The organism is Klebsiella sp. KP20-425-1 (genome assembly GCF_025813515.1).
GTDB lineage: Bacteria > Pseudomonadota > Gammaproteobacteria > Enterobacterales > Enterobacteriaceae > Klebsiella > Klebsiella pneumoniae.
On the sequence record NZ_CP109614.1, the window covers coordinates 3,803,575 to 3,826,955 of the forward strand.

At 60.8% G+C, this 23,381-nt stretch carries 19 protein-coding genes and 1 pseudogene; 7 read left to right on the plus strand and 13 right to left on the minus strand.

All coding sequences use genetic code 11. The features are described 5' to 3' along the window. Positions 1–393: 393 nt before the first annotated feature. Positions 394–1,260 carry a helix-turn-helix transcriptional regulator gene (locus OHJ17_RS18715; protein ID WP_004151823.1) on the minus strand — a complete coding sequence of 289 codons (867 nt, stop codon included), beginning with the start codon at positions 1,258–1,260 and terminating at the stop codon, positions 394–396. A gap of 108 nt (positions 1,261–1,368) precedes the next feature. Between OHJ17_RS18715 and OHJ17_RS18720 the strand changes: the two genes are divergently transcribed. Together OHJ17_RS18720 and OHJ17_RS18725 are read left to right on the plus strand one after the other, a co-directional pair. Continuing rightward, positions 1,369–2,796 (plus strand): MFS transporter, encoded by a 1,428-nt coding sequence (locus OHJ17_RS18720; RefSeq protein ID WP_004176980.1) that lies wholly within the window; start codon positions 1,369–1,371, stop codon positions 2,794–2,796. 70 nt (positions 2,797–2,866) lie between these two features. Further along, entirely contained in the window at positions 2,867–4,111 is a 1,245-nt protein-coding gene (locus OHJ17_RS18725) for a mechanosensitive ion channel family protein (protein ID WP_004191456.1), read from the plus strand. Between the two features lie 3 nt (positions 4,112–4,114). Here the strand turns inward: OHJ17_RS18725 and OHJ17_RS18730 are convergent, their stop codons facing one another. Next, positions 4,115–5,095 (minus strand): LacI family DNA-binding transcriptional regulator, encoded by a 981-nt coding sequence (locus OHJ17_RS18730; RefSeq protein ID WP_004176981.1) that lies wholly within the window; start codon positions 5,093–5,095, stop codon positions 4,115–4,117. A 248-nt stretch (positions 5,096–5,343) separates the two neighbouring features. Here OHJ17_RS18730 and OHJ17_RS18735 point away from each other — a divergent pair, with 248 nt between their 5' ends. Further along, entirely contained in the window at positions 5,344–5,760 is a 417-nt protein-coding gene (locus OHJ17_RS18735) for an Exc2 family lipoprotein (RefSeq protein WP_004183289.1), read from the plus strand. Positions 5,761–5,779: 19 nt separating this feature from the next. On the opposite strand, the gene OHJ17_RS18740 is transcribed toward OHJ17_RS18735, so the two are convergent. The 7 genes and pseudogenes from OHJ17_RS18740 to OHJ17_RS18770 all read right to left on the minus strand — a co-directional run bounded on the left by OHJ17_RS18740 (position 5,780) and on the right by OHJ17_RS18770 (position 16,069). After that, on the minus strand, positions 5,780–6,931 hold the full coding sequence (locus OHJ17_RS18740) for a Gfo/Idh/MocA family protein (protein ID WP_004183287.1): 1,152 nt from the start codon (positions 6,929–6,931) through the stop codon (positions 5,780–5,782). 1 nt (position 6,932) lies between these two features. Then, positions 6,933–7,955, minus strand: a pseudogene (locus OHJ17_RS18745) (sugar phosphate isomerase/epimerase family protein). 16 nt (positions 7,956–7,971) lie between these two features. Then, on the minus strand, positions 7,972–9,177 hold the full coding sequence (locus OHJ17_RS18750; RefSeq protein WP_004198867.1) for an MFS transporter: 1,206 nt from the start codon (positions 9,175–9,177) through the stop codon (positions 7,972–7,974). Between the two features lie 187 nt (positions 9,178–9,364). Further along, positions 9,365–10,741 carry a phenylalanine transporter gene (gene pheP, locus OHJ17_RS18755; protein WP_004178890.1) on the minus strand — a complete coding sequence of 459 codons (1,377 nt, stop codon included), beginning with the start codon at positions 10,739–10,741 and terminating at the stop codon, positions 9,365–9,367. Positions 10,742–10,848: 107 nt separating this feature from the next. Continuing rightward, positions 10,849–13,047, minus strand: a complete 2,199-nt coding sequence (locus OHJ17_RS18760) for a TonB-dependent receptor (RefSeq protein WP_009308092.1) — start codon at positions 13,045–13,047, stop codon at positions 10,849–10,851. 59 nt (positions 13,048–13,106) lie between these two features. After that, complete coding sequence (locus tag OHJ17_RS18765) at positions 13,107–14,189, minus strand: YncE family protein (RefSeq protein ID WP_032432753.1); 1,083 nt, start codon at positions 14,187–14,189, stop codon at positions 13,107–13,109. A 395-nt stretch (positions 14,190–14,584) separates the two neighbouring features. After that, positions 14,585–16,069 carry an aldehyde dehydrogenase family protein gene (locus OHJ17_RS18770; protein ID WP_032432752.1) on the minus strand — a complete coding sequence of 495 codons (1,485 nt, stop codon included), beginning with the start codon at positions 16,067–16,069 and terminating at the stop codon, positions 14,585–14,587. A 158-nt stretch (positions 16,070–16,227) separates the two neighbouring features. On the opposite strand from OHJ17_RS18770, the gene OHJ17_RS18775 reads away from it, so the two are divergent. The 4 genes from OHJ17_RS18775 to OHJ17_RS18790 all read left to right on the plus strand — a co-directional run bounded on the left by OHJ17_RS18775 (position 16,228) and on the right by OHJ17_RS18790 (position 20,302). Continuing rightward, complete coding sequence (locus OHJ17_RS18775) at positions 16,228–17,529, plus strand: NAD(P)/FAD-dependent oxidoreductase (RefSeq protein WP_004176990.1); 1,302 nt, start codon at positions 16,228–16,230, stop codon at positions 17,527–17,529. A 13-nt stretch (positions 17,530–17,542) separates the two neighbouring features. After that, a complete protein-coding gene (locus OHJ17_RS18780) occupies positions 17,543–17,908 on the plus strand; it encodes a cupin domain-containing protein (protein WP_002892824.1) in 366 nt (121 codons plus the stop codon). Positions 17,909–18,282: 374 nt separating this feature from the next. Then, positions 18,283–19,782, plus strand: coding sequence for an APC family permease (locus OHJ17_RS18785; RefSeq protein ID WP_002892820.1), 1,500 nt, complete (start codon positions 18,283–18,285; stop codon positions 19,780–19,782). Beyond that, positions 19,760–20,302 carry a DUF3156 family protein gene (locus OHJ17_RS18790; RefSeq protein WP_029602940.1) on the plus strand — a complete coding sequence of 181 codons (543 nt, stop codon included), beginning with the start codon at positions 19,760–19,762 and terminating at the stop codon, positions 20,300–20,302. Before OHJ17_RS18785 ends, OHJ17_RS18790 begins: the two co-directional genes overlap by 23 nt. Positions 20,303–20,319: 17 nt before the next feature. Here the strand turns inward: OHJ17_RS18790 and OHJ17_RS18795 are convergent, their stop codons facing one another. From OHJ17_RS18795 to OHJ17_RS18810, 4 genes are all read right to left on the minus strand, one after another. Continuing rightward, positions 20,320–20,682 carry a helix-turn-helix domain-containing protein gene (locus OHJ17_RS18795; protein WP_169513668.1) on the minus strand — a complete coding sequence of 121 codons (363 nt, stop codon included), beginning with the start codon at positions 20,680–20,682 and terminating at the stop codon, positions 20,320–20,322. Beyond that, a complete protein-coding gene (locus OHJ17_RS18800; RefSeq protein WP_004178884.1) occupies positions 20,683–20,985 on the minus strand; it encodes a type II toxin-antitoxin system HigB family toxin in 303 nt (100 codons plus the stop codon). An 83-nt stretch (positions 20,986–21,068) separates the two neighbouring features. Further along, on the minus strand, positions 21,069–22,184 hold the full coding sequence (locus OHJ17_RS18805; RefSeq protein ID WP_032424335.1) for a class II histone deacetylase: 1,116 nt from the start codon (positions 22,182–22,184) through the stop codon (positions 21,069–21,071). Positions 22,185–22,200: 16 nt separating this feature from the next. Next, on the minus strand, positions 22,201–23,373 hold the full coding sequence (locus tag OHJ17_RS18810) for an MFS transporter (RefSeq protein ID WP_016946863.1): 1,173 nt from the start codon (positions 23,371–23,373) through the stop codon (positions 22,201–22,203). Positions 23,374–23,381: the final 8 nt, after the last annotated feature.

Consider the following 23,381-nt stretch of genomic DNA (forward strand, 5'->3'; position numbering starts at 1 on the left):
CCTCAACATCGCTGAGACGTTCCCGGAAGGCCGGGGCAGCCCGCATGGATGCGGGCTGAGGGCCGTGTTTTGCACGGACGCTGCCTCGGCCCGACCCGAAGCCTGCAGGGATAAGTCGAAGGCACCACGCAGTGGCGATGTTGCTGGCCGGAGCCCGGGGGTACAGGGGGCGGCGGCGACTGGCCGCCCCCTGTGCGCTCCCTGCGCCGTAAGAGACCTAACGCAGAAGACTAACCGGGAGCGCAATGTGCGCTGAAGCCACAGATAACATAAAAGACTTCCCGGCAGGGCTTTGCCTTCCCCCCTACTCCCGGAGGGAGAGGGAACCGTCCAGCAGCGCCGACCGGGCAATACCCGAAGATGGCACATTGCCAGCCATCTGATTCCCTGTGATTAATGTTGGTCCAGCCACGCCAGCGCCTGCTCGCCCGCCTCGTCCATCGGCAGGTAGACCAGCAGGCGCGAGCCGTTGCGCGGCGCCGAATACCAGTACATCTGCTGCAGGCTGAATCGCCCGAGCTGCGGGTGGTTAAAATGTTTAATCTGGTTTTCCACGCCGCGCACCTCGTAGCGCTGATGCCACAGCGCTTCAAACTCCGACGAGGCGGCGAAAAAGCGCGCCAGTTTGTTTTCCCACGCCGGATCGCCGCGGTGCTCGGCCATCGCGGCGCGGAAATAGGAGACGAAGGTCGGCAGCACATCGCGATTTTCGATCCGGCTGCGCCAGGTCTCATGGGTCAGATAGAGATAAATGCAGTTGCGATCTTCTTCCGGGAGGGTGGCGAAATCGATGCCCATCAGGCGGCAGAAGCTGTCGTTCCACGCCACAATATCAAAGTTCGGTTTCTGAATGCTGGCCGGCTGCGGCATCAGGCTGTCCAGCATCCGGCGGGTCCCTGGGCTGATGCCTTCGCACACCGTCACCTGGGTGGCTTCCGGCGGGGTCAGCCCGGCGAGCACGAACAGATGCCGGGTCTCCAGCGGACTGCACTGCAGGGCATTCGCCACCCCCACCAGCACCGCCTCCGACGGATTCACCTCCCGCCCCTGCTCCAGCCAGGTGTACCAGGTAACGCCGACGTCGGCGAGCATCGCCACCTCTTCCCGGCGCAGACCCGGCGTGCGCCGGCGGCCCACCCGGGGCAACCCCAGGCGCTGCGGATCGAGGCTTTCACGGCGGGCGCGCAGAAAGGCCCCCAGCTGTTTGCGTCGATCGTCCGGCACGGCGATCGTCGACTCCCGTTGCGGCATCGTGGTCATCACCCCTCCAGCATAGTAGTGCCAATACCAGTATAGACAGGAACTGGTACCCGTTTAATTTATCGGTAATGCTACGTCGGTCTGCTGAATGACGCAATGGAGAATCCCATGAATACGTCTGCTGTTTCACCCGGCCGCGCCGGTCTGTTGCTGCTGCTGAGCGGCCAGATGCTGCCGCTTATTGATACCTCGATCACCAATGTGGCGCTGGACGCCATCACCCACACCCTGGCGGCCAGCGCCACGCAGCTGGAGCTTATCGTCGCGCTGTACGGCGTCGCCTTTGCCGTCTGCCTGGCGATGGGCAGTAAGCTTGGCGATAACTATGGCCGCCGGCGCCTGTTTATGTGGGGCGTCGCCCTCTTTGGCATCGCTTCCCTGCTGTGCGGGATGGCGAACAGCATCGGCGCCCTGCTGGCGGCCCGCACCCTGCAGGGCGCCGGGGCGGCGCTGATTGTGCCGCAGATCCTCGCGACCCTGCACGTCACCCTCAAAGGCCCCGCCCACGCCCGGGCCATCAGCCTGTATGGCGGGATCGGCGGGATCGCCTTTATCGTCGGTCAGATGGGCGGCGGCTGGCTGGTGTCGGCGGACATCGCCGGGCTGGGCTGGCGCAACGCCTTTTTTATCAATGTGCCGATCTGCCTGCTGGTGCTGGCTCTGAGCCGCCGCTATGTGCCGGAAACCCGTCGCGAGACGCCGTCGCGGATTGACTGGCAGGGTACGCTGTACCTCGCGCTGATCCTCTGCTGCCTGCTGTTCCCGATGGCCCTCGGTCCGGAGCTGCACTGGCCGCTGTGGCTGCAGCTGATGCTGGTGGCGGTCCTGCCGCTGCTGTTCGCCATGCGTCAGAGCGCCCTGCGCCAGCAGCAGCGTGGCGACCATCCTCTGCTGCCGCCGCGTCTGCTGCAGTTGACCAGCATCCGCTTCGGGATGGCCATCGCCCTGCTGTTTTTCAGCGCCTGGTCCGGCTTTATGTTCTGCATGGCGCTGACCATGCAGGAGGGGCTGGGGATGGCGCCGTGGCAGTCCGGCAATAGCTTTATCGCCCTCGGCGTGGCCTATTTTATTTCGGCGCTGTATGCCCCGCGGCTTATCGCCCGCTACAGCATGGGGCGGATCCTGCTGACCGGTCTGGCGGTGCAGATCGCCGGTCTCCTGCTGCTGTGCGCCACCTTCTCCCGCTTCGGCGTCGCCACCAACGCCCTGACGCTGGTTCCCGCCACGGCGCTGATCGGCTATGGCCAGGCGCTGATCGTCAACAGCTTTTATCGGATTGGTATGCGCGATATCAGCGCCAGCGACGCCGGGGCCGGGAGCGCAATCCTCAGCACCCTGCAGCAGGCGACCCTCGGTCTCGGACCGGCTATCCTTGGTTCGCTGTTCCTGGCGCTGGCCCGTCGCGGCGGCGGCAACTATCCGCAGGCGCTGATTGATTTTCTGCTGGTCGAGGTGGCCATGATGCTGTTGCTGGGGGCGATAGCGCTGTGGCTACGCCATCATCTCAACCGACAGCCGGCGACGGTGGCCTCGTAATACCGGCGGCGGTAATTTGCATAATAGCTATCCAGCGGTCATCATACCCGCTGGATATTCAGGAGACGTTATGCAGGAATTAATATCGCAAATTGCCGCCTTAGGAATCGAAATAACCCCCACCCGCTCGCTGATGATTATCTTCGGCATTATCTTGTTCACCGCCGTGGTCGTGCATCTGATATTGCACAAAGTGGTCCTGCGCGCATTTGAAAAACGGGCGCTGGCCAGCAGCCATCTGTGGCTGCAAATCATCACGCAGAATAAACTCTTTCACCGACTGGCCTTTACCCTGCAGGGGATCATCGTCAATGTGCAGGCGGTGCTGTGGCTGCAAAAAGGCAGCGAGGCCGCGGAAATATTAATCACCGTGGCTCAGCTATGGGTGATGATATATGCCATGCTGTCCTTCTTCTCGCTGCTGGATGTCATTTTAAAGCTGGCGCAGAAATTTCCCGCCGCCTCACAGCTGCCGCTGAAGGGCATATTCCAGGGAATTAAGCTGGTGACGGCGATTATTATCGGCATTCTGATTATTTCGCTACTGATAGGCCAGTCGCCAGCGATCCTGATTAGCGGGCTCGGCGCCATGGCCGCGGTGCTGATGCTGGTGTTTAAAGATCCGATCCTCGGTCTGGTGGCCGGTATCCAGCTCTCTGCCAACGATATGCTCAAGCTTGGCGACTGGCTGGAGATGCCGAAGTACGGCGCCGACGGCGCGGTGATCGATATCGGCCTCACCACGGTCAAGGTGCGCAACTGGGACAATACCATCACCACCATTCCGACCTGGTCGCTGGTCTCTGACTCGTTTAAAAACTGGAGCGGCATGTCGGCCTCCGGCGGCCGCCGCATCAAACGCAGCCTTAACATCGACACCACCAGCATTCATTTTCTTGATGAACAGGAGCAGCAGCGCCTGATCCGGGCGAAGTTACTTAAACCCTATATGGATTCACGCCACGAGGAGATTAGCGCCTGGAACCAGCAGTACGCCGGGGAGCAATCGATCCTCAACGAGCGGCGGATGACCAACGTCGGCACCTTCCGCGCCTATCTGCAGGAGTATTTACGCCATCATCCGCGCATCCGCCAGGATATGACCCTGATGGTGCGCCAGCTGGCGCCGGATGCCAACGGCTTGCCGATCGAGATCTACTGCTTCACCAACACCGTGGTATGGGCGGAATATGAGGGGATCCAGGCGGATATTTTCGACCATGTATTCGCTGTGGTGGATGAGTTTGGCTTACGCATTCATCAAACGCCCACCGGCAACGATATTCGCGCGCTGACCGGCGCCTTCTCCCGCTGATCCTCAGACGCTGGCGCGGTCTATCACGCGCCAGTCCATCATCACCCGCTCGACGGCAGCGTCGGGATCGTCGATGCGTTTCATCAGTAGAGACACCGCCGTACGGCCGATCGCCCGGGAGGGCTGTTCGACGGTGGTCAGCTGCGGGGAGACCACTTCCGCCAGCTCGGTGCCATCGAAGCCGATCACCGCGATATCCTCCGGCACCCGCAGTCCGGCCTGGGCGATAGCCCGCAGCGCCCCGGCGGCGAGGGAGTCCGAAACGGCAAACACCGCATCGGGCTTCTCGTCTTGCGACAGCAGTTGCTCCATCGCCCGTTTACCGGCCGCCGCGCTAAGATCCTGCGCGTAGGTCACCTGCTGATACGCCAGACCGTGCACGTGCAGCACGCTTTTATAGCCGCGCTCGCGCAGACGGGCATAGCGATAGCTGAGGTCGTGATTAATGAGCGCGATGCGGCGGCGGCCGCTATCGGCCAACCGGGATACCGCCCCCTGAGCCGCCTCGACGTCGTTAATCCCGACGCAGGAGATGCTGCCGGTGTCGGCATACTCCGCGCACTGCACCCAGGGCGCGTCGCCAATCATGGTGGTCAGCTCCGGCAGGCTGGAGAGCGCGTTCATGGTAATAATGCCGTCGACCATTTTGCCGGAGAGCAGCTGCAGGCCCGAGGTCGAGCGGGCCAGATCCGACCCGGAGTTACACAGCAGAATGCGATAGCCATTCTTCTCCGCCTCTTCTTCTATCCCCTTCACCACCTCGGCGCAAAAGGGGTTAGCGATATTGGAGACCATCACCAGGATCATATTGCTGCGGGCGGTTCGCAGCTGACGCGCCAGCAGGTTCGGCTGATAGTTGCTCTCTTTGATCGCCTGCAGTACGCGCTCACGGTTTTTGGCTTTTACCGTATCGCTGTTGTTCAGCACCCGCGACACCGTGGCCACCGAGACGCCGGCCAGACGAGCAATTTTCTGAATAGACATAAACCCTGCACTTCCTGCGATAGAGGTGGATCCTGCAGGCTATCATAAATGACCTCTGATTGGCCTGCCAGCCTGGCGCGAAAGCGTAGCTCAGCGAGACGGTGTCCCGGGAAACTATTAATAATCAGGGCTTCTCTCCCGCCCCGTTAACGCGCATCCTTTTGCCGTTTCATATTCTCATTAGCGCAGGAGGCGCAACAGACCGCCTGCGCCCCATTTTTTCTTTTATGATTAAGGATGATATCCCCATGAGGCTCTCCACCGCGGTTCTCGCCCTCAGCTGTGCCCTGGCAACGATCACCGGCTGCACCTCGTCAAAATCGTCACCGGAACGCCATGCCTACGCCTTCGTCGCCCACCGCTCCGATTTTGTCGGCGGCAACTTCACCGTCAACCGCCAGGAAAATTACCGTTTAAACCTGCCGACCTTTACGGCGATGTATGCCCGCGGACAGCAGGATAAAGCCGCTGGCATGAGCGAAAGTGATGCCCGCCGCACCGCGGAAGCCATCAAACAGCAGGCGGCGCAGGGCACCCGCACCGAGCACGCCTTCACCGGCAATGCCAGCGACAAATGGGATAATGCGATGGAAAATAAAGATGCCGTCCTGTTCGGCAACGAGCTCTCCGGTGCCTATCTCGACGGCTATCTTGGGGTGAAATAATCCTGCGCCCCGCCTGCGCTCAGCGTTCGACGCTGACCCAGCGCTGCTGCTGATGGCTTTTGACGATCGCCTCGATGATGTACATCACATCGGCGCCGTCGTCGAAAGCGGCGAAGCGCCGGGCCCCGGCCGCCGGCATCTTCCCGGCGCGCACCGCCTGATAAAAATGCCCCATCATATTCTTAAAGGCGTCCGGCCAGCCCTCAATATGGCCGCCGGGGTAATGGGCGCTGTCAGCGATTTCCGGCCGCAGCAGGCTCGGGTCATCGCTGAGCAGGCGATCCGGCTGCTCGCGGTGGCCGATCCACAGCCGCTGGGGCACTTCCTGATCCCAGGCCAGAGAACAGAGGCTGCCGTTAATCTCCACCGCCAGACGGTTTTTCCGCCCGGCGCTCACCTGAGAGACCATAAAGCTGCCCTTGCTGCCATCGTCAAAACGCAACAGCACCGAGCCAAAGTCCTCGGTATCGACAGGCCGCGTTTCATATGCCTGCGCCTCGTGAACGGCGCTGAAGGTCGCTTTGCCATTGACCGGCGCTTTACGCGTTGGCCAGACGATAGACAGATCTGCCATCACCTCGACAATCCGCCGACCGGTCATAAACTGCACGGTATCGCACCAGTGGGAGCCGATGTCGGCCACCGTCCGCGACGCGCCGCCCTGCGCCGAATCGACCCGCCAGTTGTAGTCGGTCTCCAGCAGCATCCAGTCCTGCAGATAGCTGCCGTGGGCCGCGAAGATTCTGCCGACCTCGCCATGGCGGATCATCGCCGCCGCCTGCTGGACCATAGCGAACTGGCGATAGACGAAGCTGACGCCATGCACCACGCCGGCCCGGGCGGCAAGCGCCACCAGCTCCCGCGCCTCCTCCGCCGTCATACACAGCGGCTTTTCCGAGAAGACGTGCAGCCCGGCGGCGAGGATCTGCCGGTTAATCTGGGCATGCAAATGGTTCGGCGTACAGTTATGCACCACCTGCAGCCCCGGATGGGCCAGCAGCGCCTCCACGCTGTCGTAGGCATGGGCAATGTTCAGCGCTCGCGCCTTGCGCTGCGCCGCCTCAAGGCGGCTGTCGCACAACGCCACCACCTCGACATCTCCCAGCCGCCGCAGCGCCTCCAGATGCGCCGGGCCAATAAACCCTGCCCCGATAATCGCAACCTGAATCATGTTACTCCCTCCCGCCGGCGGCAAAGTCATCGAAGGCCCGTCCGGCAACGGGAATGATATGGCGGCGGATAAACTCGCTGCCCTCGCGCGCGCCGGTCTCACTATCCTTCAGGCAGCACTCCCACTCCAGCACCGCCCAGCCGGCAAAATCATATTCGGTCAGCTTACTGAACACCCCTTTGAAGTCGATCTGCCCGTCGCCGGGAGAGCGGAAACGCCCGGCCCGCTGCTGCCAGGGCTGGTATCCACCGTAGACGCCATTGCGCCCGTTGCGGCGAAATTCGGCGTCCTTGACGTGAAACGCTTTAATACGCGCATGATAGATATCGATATAGGCCAAGTAGTCCATCTGCTGCAGATGCAGGTGGCTCGGGTCATAGAGCATATTGCAGCGCGGATGGTTATCCACCAGCGCAAGAAAACGCTCAAAGGTCACGCCATCGTGCAGGTCTTCGCCGGGGTGGATCTCATAGCAGACATCGACCCCCTGCTCGTCGAAGAGGTCCAGCAGCGGCCGCCAGCGCCGGGCCAGCTCGGCAAAGGCCTCATCCAGAAGCGGCTGATTGTGCGGCGGCCACGGATAAAAAAAGGGCCATGCCAGCGCCCCGGAAAAGGTCGCGTGCGCCTGCAGCCCCAGGCGGCCGGAGGCTACCGCCGCCTGCCGCACTTTCTCCACCGCTCAGCGCTGGCGCGCCTGCGGATCGCCATGCAGCGCCGCCGGGGCAAAGGCGTCAAACGCCGCGTCATACGCCGGATGCACCGCCACCAGCTGTCCTTCAAGGTGAGTGGACAGCTCGCTGATCACCAGCCCATGCTCCGCCAGGATGCCGCTGACCTCGTCGCAGTAGGTCTGGCTCGCCGCCGCCCGCTCGACATCAAAAATCGCCGGGTGGTTGCAGGGGATCTGCAATGCCTTGTACCCCAGGCCGGCGGCCCACTGCGCTATCCCCGCCAGGGTGTTGAACGGCGCCTGCGGCCCGATAAACTGCGCCAGAAAAATGCCCGGTCCCTTAATCGTTTTCATACCCCCTCCTGAAAAATTAGTGCGGCTCTTTCTCGTTGTACTGGAAAGAGAAAAGGAAAATCAGCGCGATAACCGCGGCGGCCACCGCCGGGATCCACCAGAAGGTCACCCAGGCCTGAGGCACGCTCTGGCCGGCCACCAGATGGTTATACAGCGCGCCGGAGATCTGCGAGCCCAGCAGCATGCCGATCCCGTAGGTGAACATCACAATCATGCTCTGCGCCTGGCCTTTTACCTTCTCGCCCGCCACGCGGTCGGTGTAGATAAAGCCAACGACAAAGAAAAAGTCATAGCACACGCCGTGCAGCAAAATGCCCAGATAGAGCAGGAAGCGCCCCTCCTCGCTGACTCCGAGAGCGAAAAAGGCGTAGCGGACGAACCACGCCGCCATGCCGATGAGCAGCATGTATTTCACCCCGAGGCGACGGAACAGCAACGGGATCACCAGCATAAAGACGATCTCTGACATCTGGCCGAAGGACATCGCGGTGCTGACATCTTTGACGCCGGCATCCGCCAGATACGACGCGGTATAGGCGTAATAGGTGCCTAACGGTACGGAAATTAAGGTGGCGCAGAGGGAGAAAATCAGGAAATGGCGGGTTTTCAGCAGCGCGAAGGCGTCCGCGCACAGCAGGTCGCGAAACTGAACCGGCATGCCTTTGGCCGGCGCCGGGGTGTGCGGCAGCGTCAGGCTGTAGAGCGCCAGTGCGACCGAACAGAGCGCCGCCAGCGTGAAGATGCCGGTGGTATCAGAGATACCGGTCACCCCGATGCAGATCCCGGCGATAATCCAGCCGATGGTGCCGAACACGCGGACCACCGGGAAGGTTTTATCGACATTGGCCAGGCTGTGGAAGGCGATATTGTTGGTCAGCGCCAGGGTCGGCATATAGCACAGCGTATAGCCGAACAGCAGGCCAATCAGCAGGGCGCCGTTCTGCGCCACCAGCGCCTGCGGGACAAACCACAGGATCGCCGCCCCGGCCAGGTGCATCACCGCCATCACCTTCTGCGAGGCGAAAAAGCGATCCACCAGCATCCCCAGCACAAAGGGAGACAAGATGGAGGCGATCGGCCCGGCGGAGAACGCATCGCCGATCAGCAATGACATCTCATAGCGGGTCATCACCAGCCCCAGGGTCACCGACCAGCTGCCCCAGATAAAAAACTGCATAAACATCATTAACGACAGCCGCGGCACCAGAAAACGGTGGCTCACGCGGATACTTCCCCGACCTTCTGTTGTTGTGACCATGTTGCTCGCCCTCAGAAAAGTAATCGATTACAAAACCGCTCAAAACAAAAGTAATCGATTACAAAAAGAAGTTCGCCAGGCAAATGCGCCGCCTGCGAAGAGGATCACAATAAAAAAGCAGGCAGCCCCGCCGGACGGCGGGGCATCTCGCTTACGCCGGGCGGCGCAGCAGTTTGAAGGCGATAAACAGGAACAGGATCCACACCGGCAGCAGGATCGCCGACAGACGCATGCCGTCGATAGTGCACATCAGCGCCAGGATCAGCCCAAGGAAAGCAATGCAGAAGTAGTTGCTGGCGGGCGCCAGCAGCGCTTTGAACTTCGATTCGCGCCCTTTGCGGCGCTGGGCGGCGCGGAACTTCAGGTGCGCCATACAGATCATGATCCAGTTCAGCAGCAACGTCGCCACCACCAGGGCCATCAGCAGCCCCAGCGCTTCATGCGGCAGCAGGTAGTTCAGCACCACCACCAGCGAAGTGATAATCCCGGAGAGCAACAGGGAGTTCACCGGCACGCCGCGCTTGCTGACGCGGGCGAGAAATTTCGGCGCATTACCCTGCACCGACAGGCCGAACAGCATCCGGCTGTTGGAGTACACGCCGCTGTTATACACCGACAGCGAGGCCACCAGAATGACGAAGTTCAGCGCGGAGGCCACCAGGTTGCTGTCCAGATTATGGAAAATCATCACAAACGGGCTGCTGTCGGATTTGATCTCCACCCACGGGTAGAGCGCCAGCAGCACCACCAGCGAACCGATATAGAACAGCAGGATACGATAGACCACCTGATTGACCGCTTTTGGAATGCTCTTTTCCGGGTTTTGCGCTTCGGCGGCGGTGATGCCGATAAGCTCCAGCCCGCCGAAGGAGAACATGATCACCGCCAGCGACAGAATAAGTCCGTGCCAGCCGGTGGCTAGGAAGCCGCCGTGTTTCCACAGATTGTCGAACCCGGCTTTGCTGCCGCCGTGGCCGCCGAACAGCATCCACAGGCCGAAGGCAATCATGCCGATAATCGCCAGCACCTTGATCAGCGCGAACCAGAACTCCGCTTCGCCATACAAGCGTACGTTGACCAGGTTGACGGCGTTAATAATGATGAAGAAAGCCGCCGCCCAAACCCAGGTGGGCACGTCGGGAAGCCAGTACTGCATATAGATCCCGGCGGCGGTCAGCTCCGCCATCCCTACCAGCACGAACATCACCCAGTAGTTCCAGCCGGAGAGAAAGCCGGCGAACGGCCCCCAGTACTTATAGGCAAAGTGGGCAAAGGAACCGGATACTGGCTCTTCCACCACCATTTCGCCCAGCTGGCGCATGATCAGAAAAGCGACAATCCCGGCCACGGCGTAACCCAGTAAGACCGCCGGGCCGGCCATTTGAATCGCGGGACCAATGCCGAGAAACAGGCCGGTGCCAATCGCGCCGCCAAGGGCGATAAGTTGAATATGTCGGTTCTGTAAACCGCGATGAAGCGTCGGGCCGCTCTCTTCTACGGCATCCGACGACGTTGACGCGTCTTTCACGTCGTTCCCCTGTGTGTTTTTGCGAAGGGGCACCTTTTATCACTTAGGGGGGATTGTCGCAAGTTGCGTGGGGCGAGCGTCAGCCGCCCGCCCCGCTTTTTTTAGCGTCAGAAGTCGTAGCTCATTGAGACGCGGACGGTACGCGGATCGCCTTCGAACAGGTAAGTACCGGTATCGTCAATGCCAGACCAGTACTTCTCGTTGGTCACGTTGGTCACCCCGACGCGCCAGATCATTTCGTTCTGGTCGGCGTTCAGACGCATACGATAGCGCAGGCCTAAATCCAGGGTGGTGTAGCTATCCAGCTTCTTGGTGTTAGCCGCATCGGCATACTGCGAGCCGCTATGATTGACGCGCGCGGTGGCGGTCAGGCCTTCCACCGGCTTGATGTCATATTCGGCGCCGAGTACCGCGTAGAAGTTAGCCACCCCGATGGCATCTTTACCGTCGGTTGCGCCTTCAGCGGTTTTAGTCTGTTTGGCATCCAGCCAGACGGTACTGGCGTTAAGACGCAGTCCCAGCATCGGCTCGCCAAAGACGTTCATCTCTACGCCGCGGTTACGCTGCTCGCCGTCGAGGCCGTAATTGCCAGCGGTATCGGAAATGGCGTTCGGTTTTTTGATTTCAAACAGCGCCAGCGATCCTCCGATCGTACCGTAGTCGATCTTGACGCCCACTTCGTCCTGCTTCGAGTGCGCGATCCCGGTACTCTGCCCGGCATTGGCCGCCGTCGTCGGCGCCACAGAGCCCGGCTGCAGCGCTTCGGTATGGTTAGCATACAGCGACAGCTGCTCCCACGGCTTGTACACCAGGCCAAACGTCGGCATCCAGCGGCTTTGGGTATAACGCGAAGAGGTATCTTCCAGCCCGGTGGCGTTGCTGTAGTTGCGCACAACCACTTTCTGATGACGAGCAGCGGCGGTAAACAGCACTTTATCGTTAAAGAAGCCGAGGGTATCACTCAGCAGCCAGCCCTGCGTACGGCTGCGCGAGGTGACCAGCGGATCGTGGTAGTTGCCGCCAAAATAGGCGTTATCCGGCATCGCCACATCATGGTTGTCATAGATATTAGTGGTCGGGTTCCTGGCCGACATCCGCCAGGCGGTCGCATCGGTATGCACCTGCGCCGCATAGCCGAGGTTCACCTTATGCGAAATCGCGCCGGTATTGAAATCGCCGCGTACCCCGCCCATGCCGCTGATCGCGTCGATAATGCGGTTAGTATCCAGGCGGCCCACCGTCGCATCGCCGTTTTTATTCAGAAGCTTCGGCGCGCTGTAGGTACCAATTTCATGCGAATGCTGGCCGCCGAGGGCGCTGTATACCGTCCAGCTATCGGTCAGGTCATATTCTGCCTTCGCCATGCCGAACTCGCTTTCAATATCGCTATAGCCCCACTTCTGGCTGTAGTTTTTGCTGTTGTCCGGCAGCGCCGGAACGAAATCCACGCCGCTGATATTGACGCCCATCGTACCGCCGTGGAACGTTTTCTTCTGATAGCCGAAATCGAGCGAGGAGCGGAAACGGTCGCCGCGGTAATCAAGCCCCAGCGAAGCCAGCGTGGTACGGCGTTTATCATTATCGATAGCGCCTTCACCCTCGCGGTGCACCAGGTTGACCCGGGCGCCGAACTGGTTGTTGTCGCCGAAACGGCGCCCCAGGTCGAGGGTGCCGCCCACCTGAGAATCAGAGGTATAGTCGACGCCAACGCGTGCGGTCGGCAGATCTTCCGCCCGCTTCGGCTCGAGGTTAATCATCCCGCCGACGCCGCTGCTGGCCGCGCCGTTAAGCAGGCTGTTAGCCCCTTTGAAAATTTCAACGCGCTCCAGCATCTGGGTGTCCATCACCTGACGCGGCACCACGCCCGCCAGGCCGCCCATCGTCATGTCATCGCCATCGAGCTTAAACCCGCGGATTCGATAGGTCTCGGCGAAGTTGCCGTAGCCCTGTACGGCCTGCACGCCAGCGTCGTTACTGACGACATCGGCGATAGTTTTCGCCTGCTGATCCTGAATCAGCTTCGAGGTATAGCCGATGACGTTAAACGGGACGTCCATCGCTTTTTGTTCGCCAAGCATCCCCAGACGGCCGCCGTGGGCGATCTGGCCATCGAGGAATGCCGGAACCACCAGGTCGCCGCCGGATTTAAAATCGCTGGTTTCGTTAGCCTCGACGATGAGGGTCTCTTCGCCAGGCTGCTTCGCGGCGGCAGCATCCGCGGCCATCGCCGTTTGACTGGCGGCGCCGATGGCTAAGGCCAGCAGCGTTTTACGCAGCGGGAAGGATGAATAGTGCGTGGTGTGCATAATTTGCCCCATGGATGAGGATAAATGAATCAAAGGGCCCGTCGCCGGACCCGTTATTTTTATTGCGCGTTCAGGTCGATACGTACGACGCTGTCCGGGCCTTTAGTGGAGTGGTCTTTATTGAAGGGCTGTTTGACGGTGACAAACAGCGTCTGACCATCGGCGGAAAGCAGCAAGCTGTTGGGATTGGCCGGCAGCGCCCAGCTTTTCTTCAGCGTGTAGCGGCTGGCGTCAAGGCTGATGACCTTGCCGGATTCACGCTGTGAAATATAAATTTCGTGGCGTTTCTTATTGAACTGCACCGCCAGCGAATCGCCGACGTCGAGCTGTTTAAGCAGCTTGCCGCTGTGGATATCCAGCACCAGAGTGGTTTTCGCTTTCGAGTTGTCGGTCACGAACAGACGGCCGGTGTCGCTATCTTCGGCCATATTAAGCAGCAGCGCCGGCTTGTCGCCCAGCGGCTTCCAGCGCTGTTCAATGCGTTGGTTACGCGGGTTGATCACCAGAATTTCACCGCTGCCGTTAGCGGCGTACACGCGACCGGTTTGCGCGGAGTAGTGCAGGCCGGTCATCCATTTACCGGTATTTTTAATCCGCGTTTTCAGCTTCAGGGTAGTGGCGTCAACCACCCAGATTTGCGCCGGGTCGGCGACCGCGCCAACGTAGAGAGTATTATTCAGCAACAGCAGCTGACGGGCCCCATAAGGGCGACCTTTTTCATTGCGCTCGCTGAACAGCAGGCGGTTTTTTACCTTGCCGGTGGCGGTGTCGATAGCGCTGATGCCGCCGTCCAGCGAATTGCTGACATACAGCGTTTTACCCTCCGCAGAGAGCCGTAAAGCGAAGTTTTTCAGATCGGTATGCGTCAGGCCGATGGTATTGAGGGTGTGCGGATCCAGTGTGTAAACCGCCCCGCCCTGTACATTTTTAAAGCCTTCAGCGCTGGCGACGTACAGCGCATCACCCTGCGGGCTTAACGCCATCTCGTACAGCCCTTCCGCTAGCTGGCGCTGCAGCGGTTGCGCCACGTTAGGGACTGGCGAGTCGACAACCGGTTGGGAAACGGCAGAGGAATGAGGCGTCGCGCAGCCGCTTAACGCCGCGCTGATGGCCAGCGTCAACGCCGGAAGTGTGTATTTCATTGGATCAACCCTATAAAAAATCAATGACCCGATGGACGCGCAGCGGCCGATATTGTGTGTTTCCAGCCTGCTGTCTTTACGTCACCCTACGCCTTCGCGACTCTTAGTGAACGACTCACTGGCGCAGCTCGAACCTTGCCAAAATTACGAATGTAAAAGAGAATGAGAACTATACTCATTATCCAATGTCAAACAAGTCCTGGCGGGCAAAAAAGATAATCTGCTGATTTTTTTTACGGCAATGGCGGATTAGGAGGGGAAGAAAGGATCCGTGACGGGAAAAGCGTCCCGGAAGCGATGCCGTGCACCGCCCGGGTTGCAGGCCAGAAGGCACACAATGTGTTGCCTATCTGGCGCAAAGCGACACATGACAGCGCTATGTCGCTGAACGGCGATTAATAGCGCACCATCACCGACTTCAGCTCCGTATAATCATCGATAAACGCGCTGCCGAATTCGCGCCCGATGCCCGAGCCCTTCATGCCGCCGAACGGTACCGCCGGGTCGAGGAAGGTATGCATATTGACCCATACGATGCCGGCCTCAATCGCCTCCGAGTAGCGTAGCGCCTGGCGAATATTATCCGACCAGACGCTGGCCGCCAGGCCATACGGTGAGGCATTCATCCGCGCCAGCGCCTCTTCTTCACTGCGATAGCCGATAAAACTGCACACCGGGCCGAAGGTCTCCTCGCGCATCAGGGTGCTCTCTTCGCTGCGCACTTTGACCGCGGTCGGCTGCAGGAAATAGCCCTCCCCCGGCAGCGCTTCGCCGCCGCAGACGATGGTATCGCCCTCGTCGCGGGCGGTCTGAATGAGCCGCAAAACTTTGTCATACTGCTGGCGGTTGGCCAGCGGCCCCATCAGCGTCCGTTCATCCAGCGGCGACCCCGGCGCAAAAGCACTGAGCTTGTCTTTCAGCAGCGCCAGTACCGCATCCAGTTTTCCCTGCGGCAGATAAAAACGCTCCGCAGCGGCGCAAATCTGCCCCTGGTTCAGGTAGCCAGCTTCAATAATGCCGTTGACCATCGCCTCCGGCGTCAGGTCATCGAGGAACAGCGCGGCGTTTTTGCCCCCCAGCTCAAGGGTCACCCGTTTACCTGACGCACTGGCCGACTGCTGGACTTTTTCACCGGTGGCCACCGAGCCGGTGAAGCTCACCTTGGCGCAGGCCGGATGCGTAATCAGCCGCTGGGCAATCTCGCCGCCGGCGCCGTTGACCACGTTAATCACCCCATCCGGGATACCCACCGCTTTTGCCAGCTCCGCCACGCGCAGCAGCGTCAGCGGCGTATATTCGCTCGGCTTGAGGACGATGGTGCAACCGCAGACCAGGGCCGCCGCCAGCTTCCAGATGGCAATCATGATGGAGAAGTTCCACGGCACGATGCCAACCACTACCCCCAGCGGCTGGCGGCGGGTAAAGGCGGTATATTTCTCCCCGGCCATCGATGGCAGCGAGACATCCAGCGTTTCACCGGTGACTTTCCCCGCCCAGCCGGCGAAGTAGCGCAGGAACGCCACCGACTGGTCCAGCTCGAGCATCCGCGCCAACGTGATAGTTTTGCCGGAACAGAGACTTTCCAGCTGCGCCAGCGCTTCGCGATGCTCTGCCAGCGTGTCCGCCAGCTTCAGCAGCAGCGCGCCGCGCGCCAGCGTCGGCATCTCGCGCCACTGACTAAACGCCTGGCGGGCGCTCTCCATAGCGCGATCCGCCTGGTCACTATCCGCCGCGGTGACCTCGGCAATCGCCTGCCCGGTCGCCGGGTTGATCACCGCGAACGGCGCGCCGCGGCCCGCCTGTCGATGACCGGCAATAAACTGCCCGTGCGGCTGGCGTAAAAAGGTGGTCACTTCCGCCAGTAAGGTTATCTCGCTCATCGTCAGCACCCGTTTTTCAGCAAAGTTAGCCCATCACAGCACGGTTGCGCCGCGCCGCCCATCGTTCTAAAGAACGTCATTCTTCCGGACGATATTCAACGCCCGCTCGGCGTGCTGTGATGAGGGTCTTGAGCCAGGCAAGACCACAGGGTAACGCGATGAACATCAAGATCGATGCGCTGAACTACTACGGCGCGACGAAGAAATATCACCTCCATTTCCCGGCGCTACGGGAAGATATTGAAGCCGATGTGGTAATTATCGGCGGCGGCTTCTCTGGCATTAACACCGCCCTTGAGCTGGCGGAACAGGGGATCACCAACGTGGTGGTGCTGGAGGCGCGCCATCTCGGCTACGGCGGCACCGGGCGCAACGGCGGCCAGGTGATGGCCGGTATCGGCCACGATATCGAAGCGGTAAAAAAGCACGTCGGCAAAGAGGGGCTGGAGACGCTGTTTAAAATCGCCAACCTCGGCGCGGGCATCATTCGCGAACGCATCCGCAAATATAACATCGACGCCGATTTCGTGCCCGGCTACGGCTATCTCGCCTATAACCAGCGACAGCTTAAAACGCTGCGCCAGTGGGAGAAGGAGTTTAAAGCCGCTACCCCGGATGAAGAGATCGAACTGTATACCGGAAAAGAGGTGCAGCAGGTGGTGGGCTCCGAGGTCTACTGCGGCGCGCTGAAACATATGGGCGGCGGCCAGATCCATTCACTCAATATGCTGCTCGGTTCGGCGCAGGCCGCCCATTCGCTGGGGGTGAAGATTTTCGAATCCTCGCCGGTGGTGGAAGTGAATTACGGCAAACAGGTGCGGGTACGCACCGCGATGGGCAGCGTCAAAGCCGCCAAACTGCTGTGGGCCTGCGACAGCTTCCTCAACAATATGGAGCCGGAGATCTACAACAAGACGCTGGTCACTTACTCCTACCAGGTGTCGACCGAGCCGCTCTCCGATGAACTGATCGAGCGCATCAGCCCGCTGCGCGGCGCCTTCAGCGATATTCGCCCGGTAATTAACTACTACCGCGTCACCCGGGAAAACCGCCTGCTGTTCGGCAGCGCCACCCGCTTTGTGGAGTATACGCCGAACGATTTCGCCGCCTGGAACCGCACCTTGCTGGCGGAGGTCTTCCCCTATCTCAGGGATGTGAAGATCGATTTTGCGTGGGGCGGGCCGATGGCCTGTAGCGCCAATCTGTTCCCGCAGATCGGCACCCTACGCGATCACAACAACGTCTTTTACGTCCAGGGGTACTCCGGCTTCGGCGTCACCCCGTCGCACATCGTGTGCAAAATCCTCGCCGAAGGGATCAACGGCGGTTCCGACCGCTATCGCCTGCTGAGCAGCATCCCCCACGCGACCATCCACGGTCGTGACAGTCTGCGCTTGCTATTAGTCACGGCCGGAAAACTGATGCATCAAACCGCCGGTTTCTGGAAAGGCCGGAGTTAACCAGGAGAACGCTATGCACGCTTTTAAACTTAAACACCCGGTACCTGATCTGCAGCCGATCGGCAGCGTCAGCCTGCTCGGCGCGACGCCGACCGCCGGCGACCCGCAGGTAGCGGGCGCGATGATCTACGGCGAGCCGCAGGACGCCTTTACCTGCGGACTGTTTTCGTCCACTGAGGGGAGCTTTACCATGACCTATCCGTTTACCGAGCACGCCACCGTGCTGGAGGGCGAAGTGGAGCTGACCGTCGCCGGCGGCGAGCCGCAGCGCTTTGCGCCGGGCGACAGCTGGTTTGTTAAACAGGGCACCGAAGTGGAGTGGAAAATTCTGACGCCGCGCTTTGTGAAGCACTACCTGGCGAACGTCGAGACCCGCTAACAAACTGATAATGCCCGGCGGCGCATTACGCCTTCTCCGGGCTACCAAATCGTGCAGCGCTGTAGCCCCGGTAAGCGGCAGCGCCACCGGGGGGTTTGAGGCCAAATTAAAGGCAGGCCGCACGGACCGTAGGCCGGATAAGGCGCAGCCGCCATCCGGCAGAAACAGGCGCAACGTGGCAAGACGGATGGCCCCGGTTTTCGGGGTCATATTGTTTATCCGCCGCGACATTCATCGACTGCGTCACAGAATCATGCGCCGCCCTCCACCTTCCGGACGATATTCGTTGAGCAGGATGCCCGCCTAAATTATGACTATCCGGGAGTGGCGCTGGCTATTCCCTGCCCTACCCCATTATTGTGCAGAGGTTGACTATGTTTAGTAACAGACTCGCCAGCCATCTTGAGCGCGGCGTCGTCGGCTTCCCGACCACCCTCGCCAGCTCCGTCGGGCTGATCATGGCCAGCCCGGTGATCCTGACGGTCACCAGCGGCTTCGGCATGGGCGGTGATACCTTCGCGCTGGCGGTGCTGCTGGCCTTTATTATGATGCAGGCGCAGGTCACCACCTTTGCCGAGGCGGCGACGCTCATTCCCACCACCGGTTCGGTGTACGACTATATCTCCTGCGGCATGGGCCGCTTCTTCGCTATCACCGGCGCGCTGTGCGCCTATCTGATCGTCCATATCTTCGCCGGGACGGCGGAGACGATCCTGGCGGGCATTATGGCGCTGGTGAACTTCGAGTCGATTAACGCCCAGATGGCCGCTCACCAGAATACCTGGATGGTGGGCGTCGGCATGGTGGTGATTTTCGGCTTGCTCAACGCCATCGGCGTGGAAATCTTCGGCAAGGTCGAAGTGGTGCTGACCTTCGGCATGTGGACCACGCTGACCATTTTCGGCCTGTGCGGCATTTTTATGGCGCCGGTGACTCATCTTTCCGGCTGGTTCGGCACGCCGCTGAACGTTAGCGATATCAACGGCCTGTTCGGCTATATCGGCATGGCGATGTTTATGTTCGTCGGTTGCGAACTGGTGACGCCGATGGCGCCGGAGATCAAACAGGCCCACCGCACCATACCGCGGGCGATGGCGCTGGGCCTGCTGGGGGTCGCCAGCTGCATGTTTATCTACGGCGCGGCGATCAACCGCCAGGTGGAGAATACCGTGCTCGACGCGGCCAACAACGTCCATCTGCTGGATACACCGATGGCGATCCCGGCCTTCGCCGAACGGGTGATGGGCCACGCCGGCCAGTACTGGCTGGGGGTCGGGCTGCTGTTGGCCGGCTGCGCCACCATCAATACGCTGATGGCCGCCGTGCCGCGTATTATCTACGGCATGGCGCTGGACGGCGCGCTGCCCCGTTTCCTGACCTGGCTGCATCCGCGCTTTAAGACGCCGGTGATCGCCATTGCCATCGGGGTGGCGATCCCCTGCCTGCACGCCTGGTATCTGAACGGCGATCTGGACCGCATCGTGCCGCTGATCCTCGCCGCGGTCTGCGCCTGGGGCGTCGCCTATCTGCTGGTTACTCTGTCGGTGGTGATGCTGCGCATTCGCCGCCCGGACCTGCCGCGCGCCTACCGCTCGCCGTGGTTCCCGCTGCCGCAGATTATTTCCAGCGTCGGGATCATCATCGCTATCGTCAATATCACGCCGCCCGGGATGGACAGCCGCCAGGTGCTGGTGCCTTTCGGCATAATGCTCGGCCTGACCGCCGCTTACGCCCTGTTCTGGACGGTGTGCGTGCAGCGCGTCAATCCGTTCAAGCCGCTGGTAGTGGAAGAGGTGGTTGAGCGCGCCATCAACAATTATGAAAAACAGACCCGCGGGGAGATGACGCCAGATGTCCTCCGTCCCCTGGTTTGAAACGCCGTTAATGAACGCGGTGCAGCGCGATCTGGCGGGCTGGCCCAGCGAAAAGCTGAGCGAACGCAGCGCGCTGCTGCGCTTGAACGACGCCACCGCCGTCACCTTCAGCGTGCGTCAGAAGCGGCTGTTTATGGCCAGCATTCACAGCTGCGAGTTTATCGTCGAGGGGCCGGTGACCCGGCCCGTGAGCGGTAACATTCGCGCCCATCAATCCGGCTGGTGGAAACGCCAGCCGATCCGCTTTATCGGCGGCAAAGGCAGCGAGGAACTCGCCGGCTATCTCAACGGTTTTCCTAATCTCCAGCAGACCTTAAGCGAGCTGGATTACCGCCGCTTTTCGCTGACCTTTGATAGTAGCGGCTGGCGCTGCAGCATTGAACCCTGGGCCGCCAGCGAAGTGGTCTGTAAAATGCCGCCGCTGCGCCGTTATCTGCGGCTGGAAGCGCAGCAGCGGATGCTGCTGCTCAGCGTGCTGGCGATGGTTAATCAGGCGGTAAGGCAGTGGATGCATGAGTGAGCCGGATGCCCGCGCCATCACGCGCCGATCAGACTCTCCAGAGGAATGCCGAACTGTGCGTGAAGCCGGCGAATCATCGGGAGCGTCAGGTTGCGCGTACCATTGAGAATTTCATACACGCGATTCGATTTACCAATCGCCGGCTCCAGATCTTTGACGGTCAGCCCCTGCTGCTCCATGCGAAACTTGATCGCCTCTATCGGCGTCGGCGGCTCGATGGAATAGTGCTTTTTTTCATATTCAGCAATCAGCAGGCACATCACCTCAAAAAAATCCCCTTCCGGCGTGTCCGGCGCAGGTTCATTATCAAAAAAAGGTTCAACCGCGCGTAACGCGGCCTCGTAATCTTGTTCAGTGCGGATAGGCTTCACATTCATCATTTACTTCCTCTCTATCGTCTCAGCGTTTATCTCGTCATATTCCTTATGCGAACCGATAAACTTAACGAACACCCACCCCCGCAGATAAGCAACGGCTACGATTAACCGGTAATCATTTCCTTTAATGTTGAATACCACCCGCTTATTTTTCAGAATACTTGCGCTGCGGTATTGGTCCTTTATCTCCGCCGGGGTTTTCCAGTCTGCTTTTGTCGCTTCGTCTACCCAGGCCTTTAGCGGTTGTTCAGCGTCGGGATTCTCCGCCCAGAAGTCCCTTAAGGTTTTCACTGAGATTATCTTCATGGGCAGAGACTAGTCCCATTTCGGGACTAAGTAAAGTAAAAGTCCCATATTGGGACTTTAGGGATCAACGTGAGCGTGAGCGACTATTGCAGGCCAAACTGCTGCGCCAGCCGATCGATGGCCTGGCGCTGAAACTGCGCGAACGTGGCGCGCGGCTGCTGCTGTTGAATAAATTCCAGCAGCGGATCCTGGACCTCGGTGCGGATGCCGCTCAGGGCTTCCATCACCGCCAGGCCGCAGAACGGCACGTAGGACTCGGCGTAGCCGCCCTCGTGCACCATCACCAGTTTCCCGCCGCACAGGCGATCCGCCGCCTGCTGGACCTGTTCGGTCATCGCCCGGAAGCTATCGCTGTGCAGCTGCATCCGCGCTAATGGATCCATGGCGTTGGCGTCATAGCCGCAGGCGATGATGATCAGCTCCGGCTCAAAACGCGCCAGCGCCGGAATAACGATAGTTTCCAGCGCATAGCGCCAGCTGTCATCCCCCGCCCCGGCCAACAGCGGAATATTGATGTTGTAACCTTCGCCCGCGCCCACGCCGCGATCGTCCTCGCCGGCGTAGCCCGGCGGGAAGCAGCCGTCCTGATGCAAGGAGATAGTCAGCACATCGTCGCGCTGCAGGTAGATATGCTGGGTGCCGTTACCGTGGTGAACATCCCAGTCAATGATCGCCACCTTGCCCAGCCCCAGCTGCGCTTTCGCTCGCTCGATGGCAATGGGAATATTGGCGAGGAAACAAAATCCCATCGACTGGTCCGGCAGGCAGTGGTGTCCGGGCGGGCGCGACAGCGAATAGGCGTTATCCAGCTCCCCCTTCAGCACCGCTTCCACCGCCGCACAGGCCAGCCCGGCGGAAAGACAGGCGATTTCATAACTGCCCGGCCCCAGCGGCGCCTCTTTGCCGAGCATGCCGCCGCCGTTATCGCTTATCGCCTTGAAGCGCTCCAGATAGCTGTCGGGGTGGATCCGCCGCAGGTCCTCAAGGCTCGCCGGCGCCGCGCTGCGCAGCGCCAGCTGCGGCGTCAGCCCGGAGACATCCATCAGGTTTTTCATCCGCCGTTTGGTCTCTGGCGATTCAGCATGACCGCCGCCGGCGGGCGGCTGTACCCACCCGCCCACCGGCAGCGTCACCGCGTGCAGACCGGTACTGTGCCAGAAACAACGTTCATCAAAGAAGAAACCGGTTTTTCTTTTCACTCTATCCTCCCGTGGGCTAAGCCTTCCCGGCGGCGGACGCCGCCACAATTAAAATCAGTGACAGCAGCGCGCAGACGCCTGCCGCCGCCAGCAGCGGGTCGGCGCTGGCGAAGTGTTGCAGTAAGGCCCCCGCAAGCGCCGGGCCAGCCGCCATGCCGCCGCCGATCACCAGATTGATGCTGTTCATTAGCCGACCGCTGTTATCGAGCCCGGCCACGCGGGCGAGAATAAAGGGCAGCACGAAGGTCCAGGTGAACTTAAACAGCAGCGCCGCGATGGCGTAACGCACCAGCAGCGGCTGGCCGATCAGCAGCCCAACGCTGACGATCAACAGGCCGTAGCCCAGCCACACCGGTAAACGATCGGCCCGCCGGGTGCCGCGCAGGGCCGCGCCGCCGGCGCCGATAATGCCGCAAACCGTCGCCGCCGCCAGCACCAGACCGACCTGCGTCGGGCTCAGCCCCGCCGCGCTGCCAATGGTGCCGATAAAGGTCCACACGGCGCTGAGGCTGATATAGAAAGTGAGCACCGCCAGCACCGCCAGCGCCTGACGCCACAGCGCCGTCGACGGCTGCTGGCGGGAGACTGAAAGCGGTTGAAAGCGCGGAGGGAAAGCGGATACCAGCGGCAAACAGCAGAGCATGATGGCGGCGAGGATCAGATACACCACCTTCAGGCCAAAGGTCGCGAACAGGCCGGGCAGCGCCAGCAGGCCAAGCATCCCTAACAGCAGTTGCCCGAGCACCCAGAAGGCGTAGACCCGCGACGGGTTCGGCGTTCCGGCCGCGCAGCTGATGCACAAAATCATCAACGTGCCGCCCGCCAGCGAGGCGATAAAGCGCGCCGCCAGCAGCGTCTCGTACTGGGTGACCACCGCCGAGGCGAGGTTGGCGGCCAGAAACACCACCCCGGCCGTCAGGGCAACCCGCCGCCAGTCGAGGCGGCTCATCCACCACCACGCCGGGAGCGTCGCCAGGCTCATCGCCCCCAGCTCCGCTGAGAACAGCCAGCCGATCTGCCCGGGTTTTAGCTGCCATTCGCTGGCCAGCTGCGCCGCTACCGCCGGCGCGGTCATCAGAATACCCGGCGCAATAGCGGCAAAAATCACGATCGCCGCCAGCAAACGCAGGGACACCACCAGCCCGGCGGGCCGGGAAAGCGCATTTTCAGTGAGAGGTGTACTCGACATCGTAGGGC